The 21,524-nt window shown below is 68.7% G+C and carries 18 protein-coding genes and 1 tRNA gene; 14 read left to right on the forward strand and 5 right to left on the reverse strand.

What is annotated here, in order from left to right:
* A complete protein-coding gene (locus Tharo_RS00650) occupies positions 1-3,123 on the forward strand; it encodes a type I restriction endonuclease subunit R (RefSeq protein WP_107219548.1) in 3,123 nt (1,040 codons plus the stop codon).
* Positions 3,124-3,197: 74 nt separating this feature from the next.
* Here the strand turns inward: Tharo_RS00650 and gatB are convergent, their stop codons facing one another.
* The 3 genes from gatB to gatC form a co-directional block, all read right to left on the reverse strand.
* Positions 3,198-4,670 carry an Asp-tRNA(Asn)/Glu-tRNA(Gln) amidotransferase subunit GatB gene (gene gatB, locus Tharo_RS00655; RefSeq protein WP_107219549.1) on the reverse strand — a complete coding sequence of 491 codons (1,473 nt, stop codon included), beginning with the start codon at positions 4,668-4,670 and terminating at the stop codon, positions 3,198-3,200.
* A 30-nt stretch (positions 4,671-4,700) separates the two neighbouring features.
* A complete protein-coding gene (gatA, locus tag Tharo_RS00660; protein ID WP_107219550.1) occupies positions 4,701-6,176 on the reverse strand; it encodes an Asp-tRNA(Asn)/Glu-tRNA(Gln) amidotransferase subunit GatA in 1,476 nt (491 codons plus the stop codon).
* Positions 6,177-6,303: 127 nt separating this feature from the next.
* The gene (gene gatC / locus Tharo_RS00665; protein WP_107219551.1) at positions 6,304-6,591 is read right to left on the reverse strand and encodes an Asp-tRNA(Asn)/Glu-tRNA(Gln) amidotransferase subunit GatC; all 288 of its coding nucleotides are present in this window, start codon (positions 6,589-6,591) and stop codon (positions 6,304-6,306) included.
* Between the two features lie 147 nt (positions 6,592-6,738).
* On the opposite strand from gatC, the gene Tharo_RS00670 reads away from it, so the two are divergent.
* The 11 genes from Tharo_RS00670 to lipA all read left to right on the forward strand — a co-directional run bounded on the left by Tharo_RS00670 (position 6,739) and on the right by lipA (position 17,640).
* Positions 6,739-7,782, forward strand: a complete 1,044-nt coding sequence (locus Tharo_RS00670) for a rod shape-determining protein (RefSeq protein WP_075146708.1) — start codon at positions 6,739-6,741, stop codon at positions 7,780-7,782.
* Between the two features lie 68 nt (positions 7,783-7,850).
* Positions 7,851-8,723 carry a rod shape-determining protein MreC gene (gene mreC, locus Tharo_RS00675; RefSeq protein ID WP_107219552.1) on the forward strand — a complete coding sequence of 291 codons (873 nt, stop codon included), beginning with the start codon at positions 7,851-7,853 and terminating at the stop codon, positions 8,721-8,723.
* A gap of 3 nt (positions 8,724-8,726) precedes the next feature.
* On the forward strand, positions 8,727-9,248 hold the full coding sequence (gene mreD, locus Tharo_RS00680; RefSeq protein ID WP_107219553.1) for a rod shape-determining protein MreD: 522 nt from the start codon (positions 8,727-8,729) through the stop codon (positions 9,246-9,248).
* Between the two features lie 12 nt (positions 9,249-9,260).
* Positions 9,261-11,219, forward strand: coding sequence for a penicillin-binding protein 2 (gene mrdA / locus Tharo_RS00685; protein WP_107219554.1), 1,959 nt, complete (start codon positions 9,261-9,263; stop codon positions 11,217-11,219).
* Positions 11,216-12,358, forward strand: a complete 1,143-nt coding sequence (rodA, locus tag Tharo_RS00690; RefSeq protein ID WP_107219555.1) for a rod shape-determining protein RodA — start codon at positions 11,216-11,218, stop codon at positions 12,356-12,358. The genes mrdA and rodA overlap by 4 nt, the downstream gene beginning before the upstream one ends.
* 24 nt (positions 12,359-12,382) lie before the next feature.
* Positions 12,383-13,483, forward strand: coding sequence for a septal ring lytic transglycosylase RlpA family protein (locus Tharo_RS00695; RefSeq protein WP_107219556.1), 1,101 nt, complete (start codon positions 12,383-12,385; stop codon positions 13,481-13,483).
* Positions 13,484-13,604: 121 nt separating this feature from the next.
* Positions 13,605-14,732 carry a D-alanyl-D-alanine carboxypeptidase family protein gene (locus tag Tharo_RS00700; protein WP_107219557.1) on the forward strand — a complete coding sequence of 376 codons (1,128 nt, stop codon included), beginning with the start codon at positions 13,605-13,607 and terminating at the stop codon, positions 14,730-14,732.
* 5 nt (positions 14,733-14,737) lie between these two features.
* On the forward strand, positions 14,738-15,601 hold the full coding sequence (locus Tharo_RS00705; RefSeq protein ID WP_107222263.1) for a D-amino acid aminotransferase: 864 nt from the start codon (positions 14,738-14,740) through the stop codon (positions 15,599-15,601).
* Positions 15,591-15,875 carry a YbeD family protein gene (locus Tharo_RS00710; protein ID WP_107219558.1) on the forward strand — a complete coding sequence of 95 codons (285 nt, stop codon included), beginning with the start codon at positions 15,591-15,593 and terminating at the stop codon, positions 15,873-15,875. The genes Tharo_RS00705 and Tharo_RS00710 overlap by 11 nt, the downstream gene beginning before the upstream one ends.
* Positions 15,872-16,597 carry a lipoyl(octanoyl) transferase LipB gene (gene lipB, locus Tharo_RS00715; RefSeq protein ID WP_281257411.1) on the forward strand — a complete coding sequence of 242 codons (726 nt, stop codon included), beginning with the start codon at positions 15,872-15,874 and terminating at the stop codon, positions 16,595-16,597. The genes Tharo_RS00710 and lipB overlap by 4 nt, the downstream gene beginning before the upstream one ends.
* 95 nt (positions 16,598-16,692) lie before the next feature.
* Positions 16,693-17,640 carry a lipoyl synthase gene (gene lipA, locus Tharo_RS00720; RefSeq protein ID WP_107219559.1) on the forward strand — a complete coding sequence of 316 codons (948 nt, stop codon included), beginning with the start codon at positions 16,693-16,695 and terminating at the stop codon, positions 17,638-17,640.
* A gap of 49 nt (positions 17,641-17,689) precedes the next feature.
* Here lipA and Tharo_RS00725 read toward each other — a convergent pair whose 3' ends face one another.
* Entirely contained in the window at positions 17,690-18,337 is a 648-nt protein-coding gene (locus Tharo_RS00725) for a pentapeptide repeat-containing protein (RefSeq protein ID WP_107219560.1), read from the reverse strand.
* 304 nt (positions 18,338-18,641) lie between these two features.
* Between Tharo_RS00725 and Tharo_RS00730 the strand changes: the two genes are divergently transcribed.
* Positions 18,642-20,639: a UvrD-helicase domain-containing protein gene (locus Tharo_RS00730; RefSeq protein ID WP_107219561.1), complete on the forward strand. Its 1,998-nt coding sequence runs from the start codon at positions 18,642-18,644 to the stop codon at positions 20,637-20,639.
* Between the two features lie 150 nt (positions 20,640-20,789).
* Here Tharo_RS00730 and Tharo_RS00735 read toward each other — a convergent pair whose 3' ends face one another.
* Positions 20,790-21,251, reverse strand: coding sequence for a c-type cytochrome (locus Tharo_RS00735; protein ID WP_107219562.1), 462 nt, complete (start codon positions 21,249-21,251; stop codon positions 20,790-20,792).
* A gap of 146 nt (positions 21,252-21,397) precedes the next feature.
* Here Tharo_RS00735 and Tharo_RS00740 point away from each other — a divergent pair.
* Positions 21,398-21,474: transfer RNA gene (locus Tharo_RS00740), tRNA-Arg, on the forward strand.
* The last annotated feature ends 50 nt before the right edge of the window (positions 21,475-21,524 follow it).

A 21,524-nucleotide genomic window follows, 5' to 3' on the forward strand; every position in this document is an offset into this window, starting at 1 on the left:
ATGCCCAGCCTGCACCAGGAAGTCCACTTCGAGTCCGCCATCTGCGAGCACCTCGGCCGGCACGGCTGGCTGTACGCCGAAGGCGACGCCGCCCGCTACGACCGCCAGAACGCGCTGTTCCTGCCCGACCTGCTGGCGTGGCTCGAAGCGACCCAGCCGGAGAGCTGGCAGCAGCTCGCGAAGACGCACGGCGCGAACCTGACCAAGGTGCTGGCCGAGCGCGTGCGCAAGTGCCTCAACGACCTTGGCACGCTGGAGGTGCTGCGCCGCGGCGTCGAGATGGTCGGGCTGAAGAAACCCCTGTCCCTGGTGCAGTTCAAGCCCGCGCTCGGCATCAATCCGGCCATCGGCCAGGCCTACGCCGCCAACCGGCTGCGCGTGGTACGGCAGGTGCGTCACTCGCTGAACAACCCGCAGGACGCGCTCGACCTCGTGCTGTTTGTCAATGGCATTCCGGTCGCGACCGCCGAGCTGAAGTCGGATTTCACTCAGAGCGTCGGCGACGCGGTCGACCAGTACCGCTTCGACCGCAACCCGGCGCCGAAGGGCGGGCTGGCGGAGCCGCTGCTGGGCTTTCCCGGCGGCGCGCTGGTGCACTTCGCGGTGAGCCAGTCCGAAGTGATGATGACGACGCGGCTCGCCGGCACGGCCACCCGCTTCCTGCCCTTCAACCAGGGCAACGCGGGCGGCGCCGGCAACCCGTCGAACCCTTTCGGCTTCGCAACCTGGTATCTGTGGCAGGAGGTGTGGCAGCGCGACAGCTGGCTGGAAATCCTCGGCCGCTACCTCATCGGCCAGCGCAACGACAAGAAGCAGCTCACCGCCGTCATCTTTCCCCGCTATCACCAGCTCGACGTCACGCGCAAGCTCGTCGCCGATGTGCTTGCGAATGGGGCGGGCCAGCGCTACCTGATCCAGCATTCGGCCGGATCGGGCAAGACCAACTCGATTGCGTGGACGGCGCACTTCCTCGCCGACCTGCACGACGCGCAGCACGCCAAGGTGTTCGACAGCGTGCTGGTGGTGTCGGATCGCACGGTGCTCGACGCTCAGCTGCAGGACGCCATCTTCGACTTCCAGCGCACCACCGGCGTCGTCGCCACCATCACCGACGAGCACGGCAGCAAGAGCGCCCAGCTTTCGCAGGCGCTGAAGGACGGCAAGAAGATCATCGTCTGCACCATCCAGACCTTCCCCTTCGCGCTGGAGGCGGTGCAGAAGTTGTCGGCGACCGAGGGCAAGCGCTTCGCGGTGATCGCCGACGAGGCGCACAGCTCGCAGACCGGCGAGGCGGCGGCGAAGCTGAAGCAGCTGCTCTCGTCCGAGGAGCTCGCCGAACTGCAGGACGGCGGCGAAATCGACACCGAGACGCTGCTCGCGGCGCAGATGTCGGCGAAGGCGGCGCAGGAGAACGGGAACGGAGGCCTGACCTACATCGCCTTCACCGCGACCCCGAAGCAGAAGACGCTGGAGCTGTTCGGCCGCCCGGGCGCCGACGGCCTGCCCGAGCCCTTCCACGTGTATTCGATGCGCCAGGCCATCGAGGAGGAATTCATCCTCGACGTGCTGCAGAACTACACGAGCTACAAGCTCGCGTTCAAGCTCGCCAGCAACGGGCAGGAATACGACGAGAAGCAGGTCGAGAAGTCCGAGGCGCTGAAGGGCATCATGCAGTGGGTGCGGCTCCACCCCTACAACATCGCGCAGAAAGTGCAGGTGGTGGTCGAGCACTTCCGCGACAACGTGCAGCCGCTGCTGAACGGCCGGGCCAAGGCGATGGTGGTGGTGGGGAGCCGCAAGGAGGCGGTGCGCTGGCAAAAGGCCATCACCGCCTACGTCGACAAGCGGCAGTACGCGCTGGGCGTGCTGGTGGCCTTCTCGGGCGAAATCGACGACCCGGACAGCTACCCCGAGCCGGTCACCGAGCACAGCAAGGCACTGAACCCCGGACTCAAGGGGCGCGACATCCGCGACGCGTTTGCCGAGCCGGACTACCATCTGCTGCTGGTCGCGAACAAGTACCAGACCGGCTTCGACCAGCCCCTGCTGTGCGGCATGTACGTGGACAAGCGCCTAGCGGGCATCCAGGCGGTGCAGACGCTGTCGCGCCTGAACCGCGCCCACCCGGGCAAGGACACCACCTACATCCTCGATTTCGTCAACGACCCCGCGGACATCCTGGCGGCCTTCAAGACCTACTACGAAACCGCCCGGCTGGAGGCGGCCACCGACCCGCACCTCGTCTTCGACCTGCGCGCCAAGCTCGACGTGAGCGGTTATTACGACAGCTTCGAGGTCGACCGCGTGGCCCGGGTGGAAACCGACCCGAAGGGCACGCAGGCGCAGCTCAATGCCGCGATCGCTCCGGTCGCCGACCGCCTGCTGAAGCGCTACAAGGCGCTGCGGACGGAACTCGCCGCGGCGCAGGCAAAGCACGATGAGGAGGCAGCCCAGGCCGCGAAGGACGCGATGGACGTGCTCGTCCTGTTCAAGGGCGACATGGGCGCGTTCAACCGGCTCTACGCCTTCCTGTCGCAGATTTTCGACTACGGCAACACCGACATCGAGAAGCGCTTCATCTTCTACAAGCGCCTGATTCCGCTGCTCGACTTCGGCCGCGAGCGCGACACGGTGGACCTCTCGAAGGTGGTCCTGACCCACCACACGCTGCGGGACAAGGGCCGGCAGACGCTGAGCCTGAAGGAAGGCGACACGCCGAAGCTGCCGCCGATGAGCGAAACCGGCAGCGGCACCCTCCACGAGAAGGAAAAGGCGCTGCTGGAGGAAATCATCGCCAAGGTGAATGGCCTCTTCGAAGGCGAGCTGTCCGACGACGACCAGCTCGTCTACGTGAACGGCGTCCTGAAGGGCAAGCTGCTGGAGAACGAAACGCTCGTGCAGCAGGCCGCGAACAACAGCAAGCAGCAGTTCGCGAATTCCCCCGACCTGTCGCAGGCACTGCTGCACGCCATCATGGACGCGCTCGATGCGCACACGACCATGAGCACCCAGGCGCTGGGGTCCGAACGGGTCCGCGAGGGCCTGCTGGACACGCTGCTCGGGCCGGGACAGTTGTACGAGGCACTACGCGCCCGCAGCAACCCCCAGCCCCTTTCTCGATAGCAAATGGTTCGACCGGGCCGCCAAGGCCGTGACGCTGGAAGGGCCCGCCTTCTTGCCGCCCGCCTCGGGCGGGCTCAGCCGGCGAGTTTCTGCTTCAGCAGCTCGTTGACCTGGGCCGGGCTGGCCTTGCCCTTGCTGGCCTTCATGACCTGTCCCACCAGGGCGTTGAAGGCCTTCTCCTTGCCGGCGCGGAATTCATCCACCGATTTCTGGTTGGCGGCGAGCACCTCGTCGATCATCGCCTCGATCGCAGCGCTGTCGGTGACCTGCCTGAGGCCCTGCTTGTCGATGATTTCGTCGGCGGCGTCGGCCTTGCCGCCGCCTTCGCCGTTCCACAGGGCCTCGAACACTTTTTTGCCGATTGCGTTCGAGATCGTGTTGTCGGCGATGCGCGCGACCAGCCCGGCGAGCTGGGCGGGGGAGACCGGCGATGCGGTGATGTCGAGCTCGGCCTTGTTGAGGCGCGCGGCGAGGTCGCCCATGACCCAGTTGGCGCACGGTTTGGCGAGTGCAGTTCCCGCCGCGGCGACGGTGGCCTGGTAGAAGTCGGCGACTTCCTTGGCCGCGGTGAGGGTGGTCGCGTCGTAGGCGGAGAGGCCCCATTCGTCCATGAAGCGCGCCTTCATCGCCCCCGGCAGCTCGGGCATTTCCGCCTGCACGCGGGCTTTCCAGTCGGGCGCGATCACCAGCGGCAGCAGGTCGGGGTCGGGGAAGTAGCGGTAGTCGTGGGCGTCTTCCTTGCTGCGCATCATGCGCGTCTCGCCCGTGTCCGGGTCGAACAGCACGGTGGCCTGCTCGACGCGGCCGCCGTCCTCGATGGTGTCGATCTGCCACTGGACCTCAAAGTCGATCGCCTGCTGCAGGAAGCGGAAGGAGTTGAGGTTCTTGATCTCGCGCCGGGTGCCGTACTCGGTCGCGCCCTTCTTGCGCACCGAGACGTTGGCGTCGCAGCGGAACGAGCCTTCCTGCATGTTGCCGTCGCAGATGTTGATCCAGCGCACCAGCGCGTGCAGCGTGCGGGCGTAGGCCACGGCCTCCGCCGACGAGCGCATGTCGGGCTCGGAGACGATTTCGAGCAGCGGCGTGCCGGCGCGGTTGAGGTCGATCCCGGTCATGCCGTGGAAGTCCTCGTGGAGGCTTTTGCCGGCGTCTTCCTCGAGGTGGGCGCGGGTCAGGCGCACGGTCTTCTCGTAGGCCTGCTCACCCTCGCCGACGCGGATCGTGATCGCGCCGCCCTGCACCACCGGCAGGTCCATCTGGCTGATCTGGTAGCCCTTGGGGAGGTCGGGGTAGAAGTAGTTCTTGCGTGCGAACACGCTCTTTTCGGCGACGTGGGCGCCGATCGCCAGGCCGAAGCGGATCGCGCGCTCGACCGCGCCGCGGTTGAGCACCGGCAGCACGCCGGGCAGGGCGATGTCCACCGCGCTCGCCTGGCGGTTGGGCTCGGCGCCGAAGGCGGTGCTGGCGCCGGAAAAGATCTTGCTCGCGGTGTTGAGCTGGGCGTGGACTTCCAGCCCGATGACGACTTCCCAATCGGATCGGCTCATGTTCGTGTCTCTCGTTGCATGCGGCGCGGGTCAGGCCGCGCAGGCCGGACGGCGCAGGTGCCAGTCGGTGGCTTGCTGGTACTGGTGCGCGGCGTTGAGCAGGCGGGCCTCGGCGAAGTAGTCGCCGACCAGCTGCAGGCCGATCGGCAGGCCCTCGGCGCCGAAACCGGCAGGGTGCGACAGGCCGGGCAGGCCGGCGAGGTTGACCGCGATCGTGTAGATGTCCGACAGGTACATCTGCACCGGGTCGTCGGCCATCTGGCCGAGCGCCCAGGCGGTGGTCGGGGTGGTCGGTCCGGCGATCAGGTCGCACTGCGTCAGCGCGGCGCGGAAGTCTTCGGCGATCAGCCGGCGCAGGCGCTGCGCCTGCAGGTAGTAGGCATCGTAGTAACCGTGCGACAGCACGTAGGTGCCGACCAGGATGCGGCGCTTGACTTCGGCACCGAAGCCCTCCGCACGGCTCTTGCTGTACAGGTCGGCGAGGTCGCCGTAGTCGGCGGCGCGGTGGCCGTAGCGCACGCCGTCGAAGCGGCTGAGGTTGCTCGAGCACTCGGCCGGCGCGATCACGTAGTAGGCCGGGATCGCCAGCTTCGCATTCGGCAGCGAAACTTCGACCGTGGTCGCGCCCAGGGCGCGGTACGCGTCGAGCGCGGCGTCGACCGCGGCGCGCACGTCGTCGGCCATGCCTTCGGCGAAGAACTCGCGCGGCAGGCCGATGGTGAGGCCGGCGAGCGGTTTCGCCCCCGGGGCGGAGGCGGCGAGGGCGGCGGCGTAGTCTTCGGCGGGGCGCTCGAGGCTGGTCGAGTCGCGCTCGTCGAAGCCGGTCATCGCCGACAGCAGCAGGGCGCAGTCTTCGGCCGAGGCGCCGAAGGCCCCGCCCTGGTCGAGGGAAGAAGCGTAGGCGATCATGCCGTAACGGCTCACCGTGCCGTAGGTCGGCTTGATTCCGGTGATGCCGCAGAACGCCGCCGGCTGGCGCACCGAGCCGCCGGTGTCGGTGCCGGTGGCGATCGGTGCCAGGCGCGCGGCGACCGCCGCGGCCGAGCCGCCGGAGGAGCCGCCAGGCACGCGCCCGGTGTGCCACGGGTTCTTCACCGGGCCGTACCAGGAGCTTTCGTTCGACGAGCCCATCGCGAACTCGTCCATGTTGGTCTTGCCCAGGCTCACTGCGCCGGCGGCCTTGAGCAGGCTCACGACGTGGGCGTCGTAAGGGCTGACGAAGTTCGCCAGCATCTTCGAGGCGCAGGTGGTGAGCACGCCCTCGGTGCAGAACACGTCCTTGTGCGCGAGCGGGATGCCGACAAGCGCTCCGCCCCGGCCGGCGGCGAGGCGTTCGTCGGCGGCATGCGCGGCGGCGAGGGCGCCGTCGCGATCGACGGTGATGAAGGCGTTGAGCTGCGGGTTGAGGGCGTCGATGCGGTCGAGGAACAGGGTGGCGAGCTCGACGCTGGAGATCTGCCTGCGGTCGAGCGCGCGGCGCAGTTCGGTGAGGGAGGCGTTGATCATGGCGGGCGGAAAACGGACGGGGGTTGCCGGCGGGAGTGCCGGCCGGGGGCGGGTGGAGCGCCGGACGGTGCGGGAACGGAACGCTGCGGGCCGGGGGCGCCCGGCCTGGCGCGGCGCCGCGGAGCGCTTACTCGATCACTTTCGGCACCAGGTACAGCCCGGCTTCGGTCTGCGGGGCGACCTTCTGGAAGGCATCGCGGCGGTCGGTTTCGGTGACGGCGTCGGCGCGCAGGCGGGTGGCGAGTTCCTGCGGGTGGCTCATCGGCTCGATGCCGGCGGTGTCGACCGCCTGCATCTGCTCGATGAGGCCGAAGATCCCGTCGAGCTTGGCGCGGGTGGCGTCGATTTCGGCGTCGGAAAGCGCGATCCGCGCGAGGCGGGCGATGTGCCCGACTTGTTCATTGGACAGCGACATGAGGTAACAAAACCTGCTGAATCCACAAAGGTTTGTAGGTTATCATAAGTCTCTTTGCCCCGCCCGGGGCTGCAGCGCTTGGCGGTAGCGGACGGGCGTTCGCGATGCGGCACGCGACAAACACATCCACCGGCTTCGGAAGGTTTCATGTTCGGTTTCCTGCGCTCTTATTTCTCCAACGATCTCGCGATCGACCTCGGCACCGCCAACACCCTGATCTACGTGCGCGGCAAAGGCATCGTGCTGGACGAACCTTCGGTGGTGGCGATCCGCACCGAAGGCGGGCCCAATTCCAAGCGCTCGATCCAGGCGGTCGGCCACTCGGCCAAGCAGATGCTCGGCAAGACGCCGGGCAACATCACCGCGATCCGGCCGATGAAGGACGGCGTGATCGCCGACTTCGTCGTCACCGAGCAGATGATCAAGCAGTTCATCAAGAAGGTGCACGACTCACGCCTGCTGTCGCCGAGTCCGCGCATCATCATCTGCGTGCCCTGCGGCTCGACCCAGGTCGAGCGCCGCGCGATCCGCGACGCCGCGCTCGCCGCCGGCGCCAGCCAGGTGTTCCTGATCGAGGAACCGATGGCGGCGGCGATCGGCGCCGGGCTGCCGGTGTCGGACGCGACCGGCTCGATGGTCGTCGACATCGGCGGCGGCACCACCGAAGTGGGCGTGATCTCGCTCGGCGGCATCGTGTACTCGGGCAGCATCCGCGTCGGCGGCGACAAGTTCGACGAGGCCATCGTCAACTACATCCGCCGCAACTACGGCATGCTGATCGGCGAGACCACCGCCGAGAAGATCAAGAAGGAGATCGGCTCGGCCTTTCCCGGCTCCGAAGTGCGCGAGATGGAAGTCAAGGGCCGCAACCTCGCCGAAGGCATCCCGCGCAGCTTCACGATCTCGTCCAACGAGATCCTCGAGGCCCTGACCGAGCCGCTCAACCAGATCGTTTCCGCGGTCAAGATCGGCCTCGAGCAGACTCCGCCCGAGCTCGGCGCCGACATCGCCGACCGCGGCATGATGCTGACCGGTGGCGGCGCGCTGGTGCGCGACCTCGACCGCCTGCTGATGGAAGAGACCGGCCTGCCGGTGGTCGTCGCCGAGGAGCCGCTGACCTGCGTCGCGCGCGGCTGCGGCATGGCGCTCGACAAGATGGACAAGCTCGCTTCCATCTTCACCTCCGAGTGATGCACTGTCCCGGCACGCCCGCCGGGGCCTTGCCACCCCGTACGACCTGACGGCTCCCGGCTTCGCGGATGTCTTTCTCCGGCCATCAGCCTCCTCCCATTTTCCGGCGCGGACCCGCACCACTGGTGCGTCTGCTCCTGTTCGTCGCCGTCTGCCTGGCGCTGCTGGTGGCGGATCTGCGTTTCCGCTATCTGGAAGTGATGCGCAATGCCCTGTCGGTGATCACCTATCCGCTGCAGATGGCGGCGGCGACGCCGGCCGACGTGGTGCGCAACGCCGCGCACTACTTCGGTACCCTGATCGACGTCCAGCACGAGAACGCCGAGCTGCGCCGCCATCAGCTCGGTGCCGGCGAGCGCCTGCTGCGTTTCGAGCAGCTCGAACAGGAAAACACCCGCTTGCGCGAGCTGCTGCAGATGTCGCAGCGCGTCGGGGTGAAGAGCATCGCCGCCGAGATCCTCTACAACGCGCCCGATCCCTTCGCGCGCAAAGTCATCCTCGACCGCGGCACGCAACAGGGGGTCGAGGCCGGGCTCGCGGTGGTCGATGCGCAGGGCGTGATCGGCCAGGTCAGCCGCGTCCATCCGATCCAGTCCGAAGTCACCCTGCTCACCGACCGCGGGCAGGCGATCCCGGTCAGCGTGGTGCGCAACGGCGTGCGCGGCGTGCTCTACGGCAACGGCCGCGGCACCCTGGAGATGCGCCACGCGCTCGCCGATGTCGATCTCCAGCCCGGCGACCGGCTCGTCACTTCGGGCCTCGATGGCGTCTTCGTGCCCGGCCTGCCGGTGGCGACCGTGCTCCGCGTGGACCGCGACGCCGACGCCTTCGCCCGGATCGAGTGCGCGCCGCTGGCGGCGGTCGAGCGCAGCGTGCACGTACTGGTGATCGGCCGTGCCGCCTATCCGCCGCCGCCGCCCGAAACCGGGAAGGAGCGCTGAACCATGCAGCCCACCCACCGTTCGAGCCGGATCCTGCTGCCGGTCAAGCTCTGGTTCGTGGTCCTGAGCCTGTTCGTCGCCCTCGGCCTCGAATACATCCCGACCGGGCGCCTGCCCGGGCTGCCGGGCTGGGTGGCGCTGGTGCTGGCCTTCTGGTGCGTGCGCGAGCCGCTGCGCATCGGCATGGGCACCGGCTTCGTCCTCGGCCTGCTGGTCGACGTCGGCCTGGGGGCGGCGATGGGCCAGCATGCGCTCGCCTATGTGGTGCTGGCCTATTCCGCCAACCGCCTGGCGCGGCGGGTGCTGTGGTTTCCGCCGTGGCAGCAGGCGGTGCATGTACTGCCGCTGCTGCTGCTGAGCCAGGCGCTGATGATGGGGGTACGTCTGCTCGCCGGGGCCGAGTTCCCCGGCTGGTCGTATTTCCTGTCGAGCTTCAGCGCCGCGGTGCTGTGGACGCCGCTGTCTTTCCTCCTGCTGCTGCCGCAATATCAGCCGGTGGAGCGCGATGACAACCGCCCGATCTGAGGGCAGCCACCGATGACCGAGTTCCGCCCGCCTGCCGCCGGACTCGCCCGCTTCCGCCTCCGGGTGCTGGTGGCGGCGGCCTTCGTGCTCTCGTGCTTCGGCCTGCTTGCGCTGCGCTTCTACGTCCTGCAGGTGCAGCGCCACGACTACTTCCTCACCCGCGCCGAGGACAACCGCATCGCCCTGCTGCCGGTGGTGCCGCATCGCGGCGCCATCGTCGATCGCAACGGCGTCGTGCTGGCGCGCAATTACGCCACGTACACGCTGGAAATCACGCCCTCGGAAGTCCACGACCTGGACCTCACCCTCGACGAGCTGGCCGCGCTGGTGCCGATCGAGGCGCGCGACCGCCGCCGCTTCCGCAAGCTGCTCGAAGAGAGCCGCAACTTCGAGAGCGTGCCGCTGCGCAGCCGCCTGAGCGACGAGGAAGTCGCCCGCGTGGTCGCCCAGCGCTACCGCCTGCCCGGCGTCGACGTGAAGGCGCGCCTGCTGCGCGACTACCCCCAGGGCAGCACCGCGGCGCATGTGCTGGGCTACATCGGCCGGGTCAATCCGCGCGACATCGAGCGTATCGAGGAGCGCGGCGAGACCGCCAACTACCGCGGCACCCAGCACATCGGCAAGGCCGGACTGGAGCAGTCCTACGAGGCCGAGCTGCACGGCACCACCGGCGTCGAGCAGGTCGAAGTCAATGCCGGCGGCCGCGCCGTGCGCGCCCTGTCGCGCACCCCCGCGATCGCCGGCAACGATCTCGAGCTGACGCTCGACGTCGAGCTCCAGCGCGTCGCCGAGAACGCCTTCGGTGAGCGCCGCGGCGCGCTGGTGGCGATCGAGCCGGCCACCGGCGGCATCCTCGCCCTGGCGTCGATGCCCAGCTTCGACCCCAACCTGTTCGTCGATGGCATCTCCACCCAGGACTGGAAGGCGCTCAACGACTCGCCCGACCATCCGCTGCTCCACCGCGCGATCTATTCCGCCTATCCGCCGGGCTCCACCTTCAAGCCCTTCATGGCCCTGGCCGGCCTCGAGAGCGGCAAGCGCACGGCGAAGCAGGCGATCCACGATGCCGGCTATTTCAACTTCGGCGGCCACCGCTTCATGGACGACAAGGTCGGCGGCCACGGCATGGTCGACCTGCACAAGTCGATCGTCGAGTCGTGCAACACCTACTACTACCAGCTCGCCAACGATCTGGGCATCGACGGCATCGCCGCCTTCCTGGCGCCGTTCGGCTTCGGTGCGCGCACCGGCATCGACCTGCCGGGCGAGGCGGCGGGCGTGCTGCCCTCGCCACAATGGAAGCGCGAGCGCTTCCGCAAGGCGGAGCAGCAGCGCTGGTATGCCGGCGAGACGATCTCGGTGGGCATCGGCCAGGGCTACAACGCGTATACCCCGCTGCAGCTCGCCAACGCGCTGGCGGCGCTGGTGAACGACGGCAAGCTGTTCCGCCCGCACGTGGTCCGGCACGTGGTCGACCCGCGCAGCGGCGCGCGGCGGGTGATCGAGCCCGCGCCGCTACGCCAGATCCCGCTGCGCCAGGCGCACCTGAAGTCGGTGCTCGATGCGATGGTCGACGTGAACCGCAGCGGCACCGGGCGCCGCGCCTTCCAGGGGGCGCCCTACACCGTCGGCGGCAAGACCGGCACCGCCCAGGTGTTTTCGTTGCGCGGCCAGCGCTACGTCGAAGGCCGGGTGCGCGAGCGCCTGCGCGACCATTCCTGGTTCGTCGCCTACGCCCCGGCGGAAAACCCGCGCATCGCCCTCGCCGTGCTGGTGGAGAACGGCGGTTTCGGTGCCCAGTCGGCGGCGCCGATCGCGCGCCAGGTGCTCGACTACTACCTGCTCGAGCGCCGCGCCGCGGCCCCGGCGAAGGAAGACATGGAAAGCGGCGAGGCGGTGGAGGACGAAGCCGCCACCGTGCCTGCGCCGCCGGCCGCCGCGCCGCCCGACGTTTCCCGGAGCGTGCCGTGAACGAACCCCGCTTCAACCCCTTCGCCCTGGTCCGCGCCCTGGTGCGCCCGCTCGACCCGGTGCTGCTGCTGGTGCTGGCGACCCTGCTCGGCTACGCTCACCTGCTGATGCGCAGCGCCTCGCCCGAGCGCGTCGACACGCAGCTCATCCATTTTGCCGTGGCGCTGACCGGGATGTGGCTGCTCGCCTGGCTCAGGCCGAAGCGCCTGCTCGCACTCGCCGTCCCGCTCTATGCCCTCGGCGTGATCCTGCTGGTTGCGGTGGAGCTGTTCGGCGAAGTGTCGAAAGGCGCGCAGCGCTGGCTCGACCTCGGCGTGACGCGGATCCAGCCTTCCGAGCTGATGAAGATCGCGATGCCGTTGGTGCTGGCCTGGTTCTTCCAGCAGCGCGAAGGCGAGACCCGCTTCCTCGACTTCGTCCTCGCCGGCGTGCTGCTGGCGTTGCCGGTCGGCCTGATCGTGATCCAGCCCGACCTCGGCACCAGCCTGCTGGTGGCCGCCTCCGGGCTGTACGTGATCTTCTTCGCCGGCCTGTCGTGGAAGCTGATCATTCCGCTGCTCGTGGCGGGGGTGATCGGGCTGGGCTCGATCGTCGCGTTCGGCGATACCCTGTGCCAGCCCGAAGTCGACTGGCAGGTGCTGCACGAATACCAGAAGCAGCGCGTGTGTACCCTGCTCGACCCCACCCGCGATCCGCTCGGCAAGGGCTTTCACATCATCCAGTCGACGATCGCGATCGGTTCGGGCGGGATCACCGGCAAGGGCTGGATGGACGGCACCCAGACCCACCTCGCCTTCCTTCCCGAACGCCACACCGACTTCATCTTTGCGGTGCTGGCCGAGGAGTTCGGCCTGCTCGGCACGCTCGTGCTGCTCGCCACCTACGCCGTGCTGCTGCTGCGCGGTTTCGCGATCGCGGCGGCGGCTCCCACCCACGCCTCGCGCCTGCTCGCCGGCGCGATCACGCTGATCTTCTTCACCTATGCTTTCGTGAACATGGGCATGGTCAGCGGCATCCTGCCGGTGGTGGGCGTGCCGCTGCCTTTCATCAGCTACGGAGGAACCGCGCTCGTCACCTTGTGTCTGGGCATCGGTATCCTGATGAGCATCCAGCGCAGCCGCTTCGTCGACAAGGGCTGAGCGCGGAACCGAGAGAAAAGAACGATGAGTTGCCAACCTGCCGCCCTGCCGCCGTCCGCCGGCCCCTCTTCCCTCCTGGCGCGGGTCGCCTCCGTGCTGGGCCTGGCTGCCGCCGCCGCCTTGCTGTCGGCTTGCGGCTCCGCTCCGCTGCGCGGCCCCGGCGATTCTGCGGACCCCTCCGGGCCGCGCGCCGACGCTCCGGCGGCGGTCAAGCCCCGGCGCGGAGGCGGCTACTACAAGGACGACGGCCCGGACGAAGCGCCGCCGGACAACCTCAACGCCGTCCCCGACGCCGAGCCGCGCGCCGAGCCCCTGCACCGCTTCGCCAACCGCCCCTACCACGTCATGGGGCAGAGCTTCGTGCCCGCCACCGAGCTGCGCCCGTTCCGCCAGCGCGGCCACGCGAGCTGGTACGGGCGCCGCTTCCACGGCAGTCCCACGTCCAGCGGCGAGCCCTACGACATGTACGCGATGACCGCGGCACACCCGACGCTGCCGATCCCGAGCTACGCCCGCGTCACCAACCTGGACAACGGCCGCTCGGTGGTGGTCCGGGTCAACGACCGCGGCCCCTTCCTGCGCGGGCGGGTCATCGACCTGTCCTATACCGCGGCGTACAAGCTGGGCTACGTCAATGTCGGCAGCGCCCAGGTCGAAGTCGAGCAGATCCTTCCCGACGAGGCTCCGCTGGTGGCCGCCGCCCGGCCGGTGCCGCCGCTGCCGGCGCGCGCCAACGAGGGCGTGGTGGCGGCGGATGCGCCCGCCGCGGCGCCCCGCGCGCTGGCGCCGCTGGCGCTGCCCGACCCCGCCGTCGCCCAGGCTGCGGCGGCGGTGGACGGACCCGCGCCCGGCGGCGCGCCGGCCGGGATCGCGCCGCCGATCGCTTCGGCCAGCGGCGGCATCTTCCTGCAACTGGGGGCCTTCGCCTCCTATGCCAATGCCGAAGGTTTCCGCGATGCGGTGCAGACCCAGGCCGCCTCCCTCGCCGAGCGCTTCGAAGTGTTCACCGACGGCCAGCGTTTCCGCCTCCATGCCGGCCCCTACGACAGCGTCGCCGCTGCGCGCAGCGCCGCCGAGCGCATGGCTTCGCTGCTCAAGCTCAAGCCGCTGGTGGTTGTGCGTTGAGCGTGGGTGGGGCGTGCGGCCATGGTTGCAACAAAGGCTTTCGACTTTTGGCCTGCTTTCCGGTGACGCCTATAATCGGGCGCTATCCCCTCCTTTCTGTTCACCTTCCCCGGGTTTCGTCATGCGTTTTCTGATCGCGGTTTTCGTTTCACTGTTTTCCCTGGGCGCGCTCGCGCAGTCGGTGCCGCCGCCGGCGTTGGCCGCCAACGCCTGGATCCTGATCGATCACGCCACCGGCCAGACCCTGGCGGCGAAGGACCCCGATACCCGCATCGAGCCGGCCTCGCTGACCAAGCTGATGACCGCCTACCTGACCTTCGCCGCGATGAAGGCGGGCACGATCACCGCCGATCAGGTGGTGCCGGTGTCCGATCGCGCCTGGCGCATGGAAGGGTCGCGGATGTTCATCGAGCCGCGCAAGCCGGTGACCGTCGATGAGCTGATCAAGGGGGTGATCGTGCAGTCGGGCAACGACGCCTGCGTCGCCCTGGCCGAGCTGATCGCCGGCAGCGAGGAAGGCTTTGCCGCGCTGATGAACCGCGAAGCCCAGCGCCTGGGCATGGCCAATACCCACTTCACCAACTCCACCGGCCTGCCCGACCCGCAGCTGTACACCACCGCCGGCGACCTCGCCCGCCTGGCGAGTGCGATCGTGCGCGACTTCCCCGAGTACTACAGCCTGTATTCGATGAAGGAGTTCACCTACAACGACATCCGCCAGCCCAACCGCAACCGCCTGCTGTACATGGACCCGACCGTCGATGGCATGAAAACCGGCCACACCAGCACCGCCGGCTACTGCCTCGTGTCCACCGCCGAGCGCGGTCCGCGCCGGCTGATTTCGGTGGTGCTGGGGGCGGCCTCCGACACCGTGCGCGCGCAGGAGTCGCTGAAGCTGCTCAACTACGGCTTCCAGTTCTTCGAGACGGTGAAGCTGTACAAGGCCGACGAGGCGCTGTCGCAGTTCCGGGTGTGGAAAGGCAAGCTCAACGAGCTGCCGGTCGGCTTCACCCAGGACTTCATGATCTCGCTGCCGAAGGAAGCGGCGGACAAGATCCAGGTCACCCTGGAGAGCCGTCAGCCGCTGGTGGCGCCGCTCGACAAGGGCCAGGAAGTCGGCACCCTGACCCTGACCGTCGATGGCAAGGCGGCGGGCCAGTACCCGGTGGTGGCGCTGCAGGAGGTGCCGGTGGCGGGCTTCTTCGGCCGCCTGTGGGATGCGATCGTGATGTTGTTCAAGCAGCTGTGAGCGCGATCGGCATCGCCTTCGTCGATGGGGCCTACCTGCCGCTGGCCGAGGCGCGGGTATCGCCGCTGGACCGCGGCTTCCTGTTCGGCGACGGCGCCTACGAAGTGATCCCGGTGTATTCGCGGCGGCCGTTCCGCATCGACGAGCACATCGCCCGCCTGGCGGCGACGCTGGCGGCGATGCGGATCGACAACCCCCACCCGGCGGCCGAATGGAAGGCGATCGTCGCCGAGCTGGTGGCGCGCAACCCGTGGGAGGACCAGTCGGTCTACCTGCAGGTGACGCGCGGCGCCGACACCCGGCGCAACCACGCTTTTCCCGGGCCGCAGGTGCGGCCGACGGTGTTCCTGATGAGCGAGCCGCTGCCGGCGCCGGACGCCGGGCAACTCGCACGCGGCGTGGCCGCGGTGAGCGCCGCCGACATCCGCTGGCTGCGCTGCGACCTGAAGACGGTGTCGATGCTCGCCAACTGCCTGCTGCGCCAGCACGCGATCGACCACGGCTGCGCCGAGACCGTGCTGTTCCGCGACGGCTTCCTCACCGAAGGCGCGGCTTCGAGCATTTTCGTGGTCCGGGACGGCGTGCTGCGCGTGCCGCCGAAGAGCCACCTGATGCTGCCCGGCATCACCTACGACGTGGTCCTCGAGCTGGCGCGCGCCCACGGCCTGCACCACGTAGTGGGCGAGGTGCTCGAAGCCGAAGTGCGCGCCGCCGACGAGCTGTGGATGACTTCGTCGACCAAGGAAGTGTTGCCGATCACCACCCTCGACGGGTGCCCGGTGGGCAGCGGCAGCCCCGGCCCGGTGGCGCGGCAGATGCATGGCTGGTACCAGGACTTCAAACGGACGGTAATGCGAAATGGCGGATGAACGAGGCGCGCAGACGCGCCAGAGCCTGCTCGAATTTCCCTGCGACTTCCCGATCAAGGTGATGGGGGCGCGGGTGGACGGCTTCGCCCAGGCGGTGATCGAGGTCGTGCTGCGCCACGCTCCCGACTTCGACCCCGCCGGCGTCGAGATGCGCCCGTCGAGCAAAGGCAACTACCTCGCGGTGACCTGCACGTTCCGCGCGGTGTCGCAGTTCCAGGTCGATTCGATGTACCGCGAGCTGACAGCGCACCCGATGGTCAAGGTGGTGCTGTGAGCACGGACTGCGCCGGCCTTGCGCACGATGCGCTCCCGGCGCCGGGCGAGGGCGCCGGCGAACTCGACCGCGCCTGCCCGTCCTGCGTGGTCAAGCGCCTCGGCGTGGTGGACTACGCGCCAGCGCTCGAGGCGATGCGGGTGTTTACCGCGGCCCGCGAGGCGGCCACCGCCGACGAGATCTGGCTGCTCCAGCATCCGCCGGTATTTACCCTCGGCCAGGCGGGCAAGGCCGAGCACCTGCTGCAGAACCCGGCCGGCATTCCGCTGGTGCACATCGACCGCGGCGGCCAGATCACCTACCACGGTCCCGGCCAGCTCGTCGCCTATCTGCTGATCGACCTGCCGCGGCGCGCGCTCAAAGTGCGCGAACTGGTGCTGCTGATGGAGCAGGCGATCATCGATACGCTGGCCGATTACGGGATTGCAGCCGAGCGCAAGGACGGCGCTCCCGGAGTGTACGTCGCCGGTGACAAGATCGCCGCGCTCGGCCTGCGGGTCCGCAAGGGGTGCAGTTATCACGGCCTGGCCCTCAACGTCGATGCCGATCTCACCCCCTTCGGCTGGATCAACCCCTGCGGCTACCCCGGCCTCAGAACGGTCCGCATGCACGATTTCGGCGTCGCCGACGATGTGGCGGCGGTGGGCGAGCGCCTGCTCGGCCACCTGCAGCGCCTGCTGCCGCCGATGCGGGCTGTCGAAGCGGCACCGTCCGGTTCATAATCCGCGCTCGGGCCACCCCCGACCGAACCCTGTCGTTCGACCACCCTCGTCCGACAACACCGCTTTCCCACCGGAACCCACAGAGAACAGCGACCATGGAAACCCCCATTCGCAAGCAGCGCGGCGCCGACAAGACCGCCCGCATCCCGATCAAGATCGTCCCCGCCGAGCGCCTGAAAAAACCCGACTGGATCCGCATCCGGCTCGGTGCCGGCACCGAAGCCGAACGTTTCAACGAGATCAAGTCCACGCTGCGCGAGCACAAGCTCCACACCGTGTGCGAAGAAGCCTCCTGCCCGAACATCCACGAGTGCTTCGGCAAGGGCACCGCGACCTTCATGATCATGGGCGACATCTGCACCCGGCGCTGCCCTTTCTGCGACGTCGGCCACGGCCGTCCCGCGCCGCTCGACGCCGACGAGCCGCGTGAGCTGGCGCGGACCATCGCCGCGATGCGGCTCAATTACGTGGTGATCACTTCGGTCGACCGCGACGACCTGCGCGACGGCGGCGCCCAGCACTTCGTCGACTGCATCCGCGAGACCCGCGCCGCTTCGCCGAAGACGGCCATCGAAGTGCTGGTGCCCGATTTCCGCGGGCGCATGGAGATCGCCCTGGAAATCTTCGACGCCGCCCCGCCCGACGTCATGAACCACAACCTCGAGACCGTGCCGCGCCTGTACAAGCAGGCCCGCCCCGGCGCCGACTACGCCTGGTCGCTGAAGCTGTTGCAGGCGTTCAAGGCGCGCCACCCCGAGGTGCCGACCAAATCGGGGCTGATGGTCGGCCTCGGCGAGACCGACGACGAGATCCTCGAAGTGATGCGCGATCTGCGCGCCCACGACGTCGAGATGCTCACCATCGGCCAGTACCTGCAGCCCTCCACCGGTCATCTGCCGGTGCTGCGCTACGTCCATCCGGACACCTTCAAGATGTTCGAGACCGAAGCGCTGAAGATGGGCTTCAAGAACGCCGCCTGCGGCCCGATGGTGCGCTCGAGCTATTGGGCCGACCAGCAGGCCCACGGCGCCGGCGTGGTCTGACGCGCGAGACCGCCCGGCACATACCGAGCGCGGCGTCTGGCAGAAGGCCTCAGGGGCAGCCCTTGCAGCCGTCCGTCTGTGCGTTGAGGAAGACCGCCTGCGCGATGTCGGCCCCGGTGAGGTCGGCATCAGTGAGTTGCGCGCGGGTGAAGTTGGCGCCTTGCAGCTTGGCGCCGGCGAAGGAGGCGCCCGACAGCTTGGCCGCGCGCAGGTTGGCGCGCTGCAGGTCGGCGCCGTCAAAGCGGGTGCGCTCGGCGCGGGCATTGGTCAGATCCGCCCCCCCGAGCTGGGCGCCGCTGAAGTCGGCGTCGTGCAGATCGGCGTTCTGCAGGATCGCGTTGCGCAGGTTGGCGCCTTTCAGGCTGGCGCCGACGAGGCGGGCACCGCGCAGGTTGGCGCGCATCATCGAGGCTTCGTCGAGCGTGGCGCCGGCGATCTCGGCCTGGGAAAAATTGGCCTCGTCGAGCGTCGCGCGGCGCAGGTCGGCGCCCGACAGGTCGGAGCGGGTGAACTGCGAGTTGGCCAGATTCACCCCGGCGAGCTGGGCCCCGTTCAGGTTCATGTTGGTGCACAAGGTGCCGCGACGGATGTCGCAGCCGCCGACATTGCCTGGGCGTTGCGCCGCGGCGGATAGCGGCAGCGCGAGCAAGGCCGTGGCGGACAGGGTGGCGAGCAGCGCGGCGCGGGTCTTGGGCATGGACGATGGAGTGCGGGTTCGGTCGTTGATCCGACAGGCGGAAATCGGCTGGGTTCGGCGTTTCTCTTCGGTCTCGGGGCAGAGCGCGGAAGGGGGTGGCCGCGGGCGTGACCACGTTCCGCTGCGCGGCGATTGTGCGTGAGACCCCGCGTCTTGTCACCTGCCGGGCCTGCCGCTGTCCACGCGATGAGCTCGCAGGACCGGTGGTGCCGATCTGTAACGCCGGCGGACCCGCCACGGATGATCGGCTAGAATTACGCTCCGCCACCCGTCCGGGTGGCTTCGTTTTTCCGTGCCGCCGACGATGTCCGCCCTCCTTAATGCCCCGCAGCGCGAAGCGATCCGCTACCTCGACGGCCCCTGCCTGGTGCTCGCCGGCGCTGGCAGCGGCAAGACGCGGGTGATCACGCACAAGATCGCGCACCTGATCAACGAGTGCGGCATCGGCCCGGCCAACATCGCCGCGATCACCTTCACCAACAAGGCGGCGAAGGAGATGCAGGAGCGCGTCGCCCACCTCATGGGCGGGCGGGTGCCGAAGGGGCTCACCGTGTGCACCTTCCACGCCCTGGGCGTGCGCATCATCCGCCAGGAGGCGAAGCACTGCGGGTTGAAGCCGCAGTTCTCCATCCTCGACGCTTCGGACACCGTGCAGATCGTCGCCGACGTCGCCGGCGACAGCGACAAGGGCATCGCCAAGCAGATGCAGTGGCAGATCTCGTCGTGGAAGAACGCGATGATCACGCCCGAAGAGGCGGCGCAGCTCGCCGACAACGAAATCGCCTCGGTCGCGGCGAAGCTCTACAAGGAGTACGAACGCACCCTGCGCGCCTACCAGGCGGTCGATTTCGACGACCTGATCGCGCTCCCGGTGCGCCTGTTCGACGCGCATCCCGAAGTGCGCGAACGCTGGCAGAACAAGCTGCGCTACCTGCTCGTCGACGAATACCAGGACACCAACCGCGCCCAGTACCGGCTGCTGCGCCTGCTCTCGGGCGTGCGTGGTGCGTTCACCGCGGTCGGCGACGACGACCAGGCGATCTACGCCTGGCGTGGCGCCGACGTCGAGAACCTGAAGCTGCTGCAGACGGATTATCCGAAGCTGAAGGTGATCAAGCTCGAGCAGAACTACCGCTCCTCGCGCCGCATTCTGGAGGCGGCCAACACCGTCATCGCCCACAACGAGAAGCTGTTCGACAAGCGCTTGTGGTCCGAGCACGGCACCGGCGAGCAGATCGTCGTCACCAACTGCCGCGACGCCGAGCACGAGGCCGAGTGGGTCGCCACCAAGATCGCCGCGCACAAGTTCGAGCACCGCACCCGCTTCAAGGACTATGCGGTGCTCTACCGCGGCAACCATCAGGCGCGCATTCTCGAGCAGCAGTTGCGCAACCAGCGCATCCCCTACGTGCTGTCGGGTGGGCAGAGCTTTTTCGACAAGGCCGAAATCCGCGACCTGATCGCCTACCTGCGCCTGCTGCTCAACGAGGACGACGACCTCGCCTTCATCCGCGCCATCACCACGCCGCGCCGCGGTATCGGTCCGACGACGCTGGAAGCGCTCGGCGCCTACGCCGGGCGCCGCCACATCAGCCTCTTCGCCGCGGTGTTCGAGGAAGGCGCGGCGCAGCACCTGAACGCCAGGCAGCTCGCCGGCGTGCACGAATTCGCCGCCTTCATCAACCGCCTGCAGTACCGCGCGCCGCGCGAGCCGGCGGCGCAGCTGCTCGAGGACCTGCTCGCCGCGATCGGCTACGAGGCCTGGCTGTTCGAGCACTGCGACACGCGCGAGGCCGAGTCGAAGTGGAGCAACGTGCGCGACTTCGTCGGCTGGCTGGGCAAGAAGGGCGAGGAGGACGGCAAGAACCTGATCGAGCTCACGCAGACGATCGCGCTGATGTCGATGCTGGACAAGGACGACCCCGACTTCGACGGCGTCCAGCTCGCTACCCTGCACGCCTCGAAGGGGCTGGAGTTCCCCCATGTGTTCCTCGTCGGCGTCGAGGAAGGCCTGCTGCCGCACCAGAGCAGCATCGACGAGGACAAGGTCGAGGAAGAGCGCCGCCTGATGTACGTCGGCATCACCCGCGCCCAGCGCAGCCTCAACCTCACCTGGTGCGAGCGGCGCAAGTCGGGCAAGGAATTCCGTACCTGCGAGCCGAGCCGCTTCATCGCCGAGATGGGCGGCGACATCAGGATGAACGACCGCAAGACCGCCGCGCCGGTGTCGAAGGAAGAAGGCAAGGCGCGCCTGGCCAGCCTGATGGCGATGCTCGAGGGGCGCGGCGGCGAGGGCGGCTGAGCGCCGCTCCGCGGGCCGCCTCCGGAGGATCGCAGTGCCGCCGCGGCGCGAGGGTGACGCGGGCGGGCGCCGGGGACGGCGGGTAGCAAAAAGGGCAGCGCGTGGCTGCCCTCGTTGTCGCTACGGAGGCGGTCGGCGCCGCCCGCCGCCTTACTGCTCGACCGGCGGCTCGGTGTAGCCGGCGCCGGCCTTGTTGGCGAGGTAGGCCACCGCGCGCTTGACTTCGGTGTCGGTCAGGTCGCTGCCGCCGCCGCGCGGGGGCATCGCCCCCTTGCCGGCGATCGCCGAGGCGGTCAGGCCGTCCAGGCCGAGCGCCAGGCGCGGCTTCCATTCGTCGGCGTTGCCCGCTTTCGGCGCCCCCGCCGCACCGGTGTCGTGACAGGCGGCGCACAGCGAAGTGTAGATCTGCTCCCCGGTCCGGCTGCCGGGGGCGACGGTGACCGCCTGGACTTCGAGGCGGGCGACGGGCTGGATCAGCGAGGCGCTGAGTTCGGGGTCGATCGCGTCCTGCTTGCCGCAAGCCGCCAGCACTGCGGCAGCGGCTGCTGCGGCAAGGGGCAGGGCAAGGCGGGCGGGCCGCCGGTTGGGGCGCGGAGCGTGGGGCTTGGGCATGCTCGGTTCCTTTGACTTGTTGTACGGCGCAAGGCGAAAGCGGGGATTATAGCGGGCGTCACCCGGTTGTGGCAGCGCGCCATGGACTTTGCCGGCGAAGCGTTATATGCTTGCCGGCCTCGCGCGCAGCAAGCCGCGCGACCCGCGCGCCCGTAGCTCAGCTGGATAGAGTACTGCCCTCCGAAGGCAGGGGTCGGACGTTCGAATCGTCTCGGGCGCGCCAGATACATCAATGGGTTAGGTCTTCACGGACCTGGCCCATTTTCTTTTGTG

The organism is Thauera aromatica K172 (assembly GCF_003030465.1).
Taxonomy (GTDB): Bacteria; Pseudomonadota; Gammaproteobacteria; order Burkholderiales; family Rhodocyclaceae; genus Thauera; species Thauera aromatica.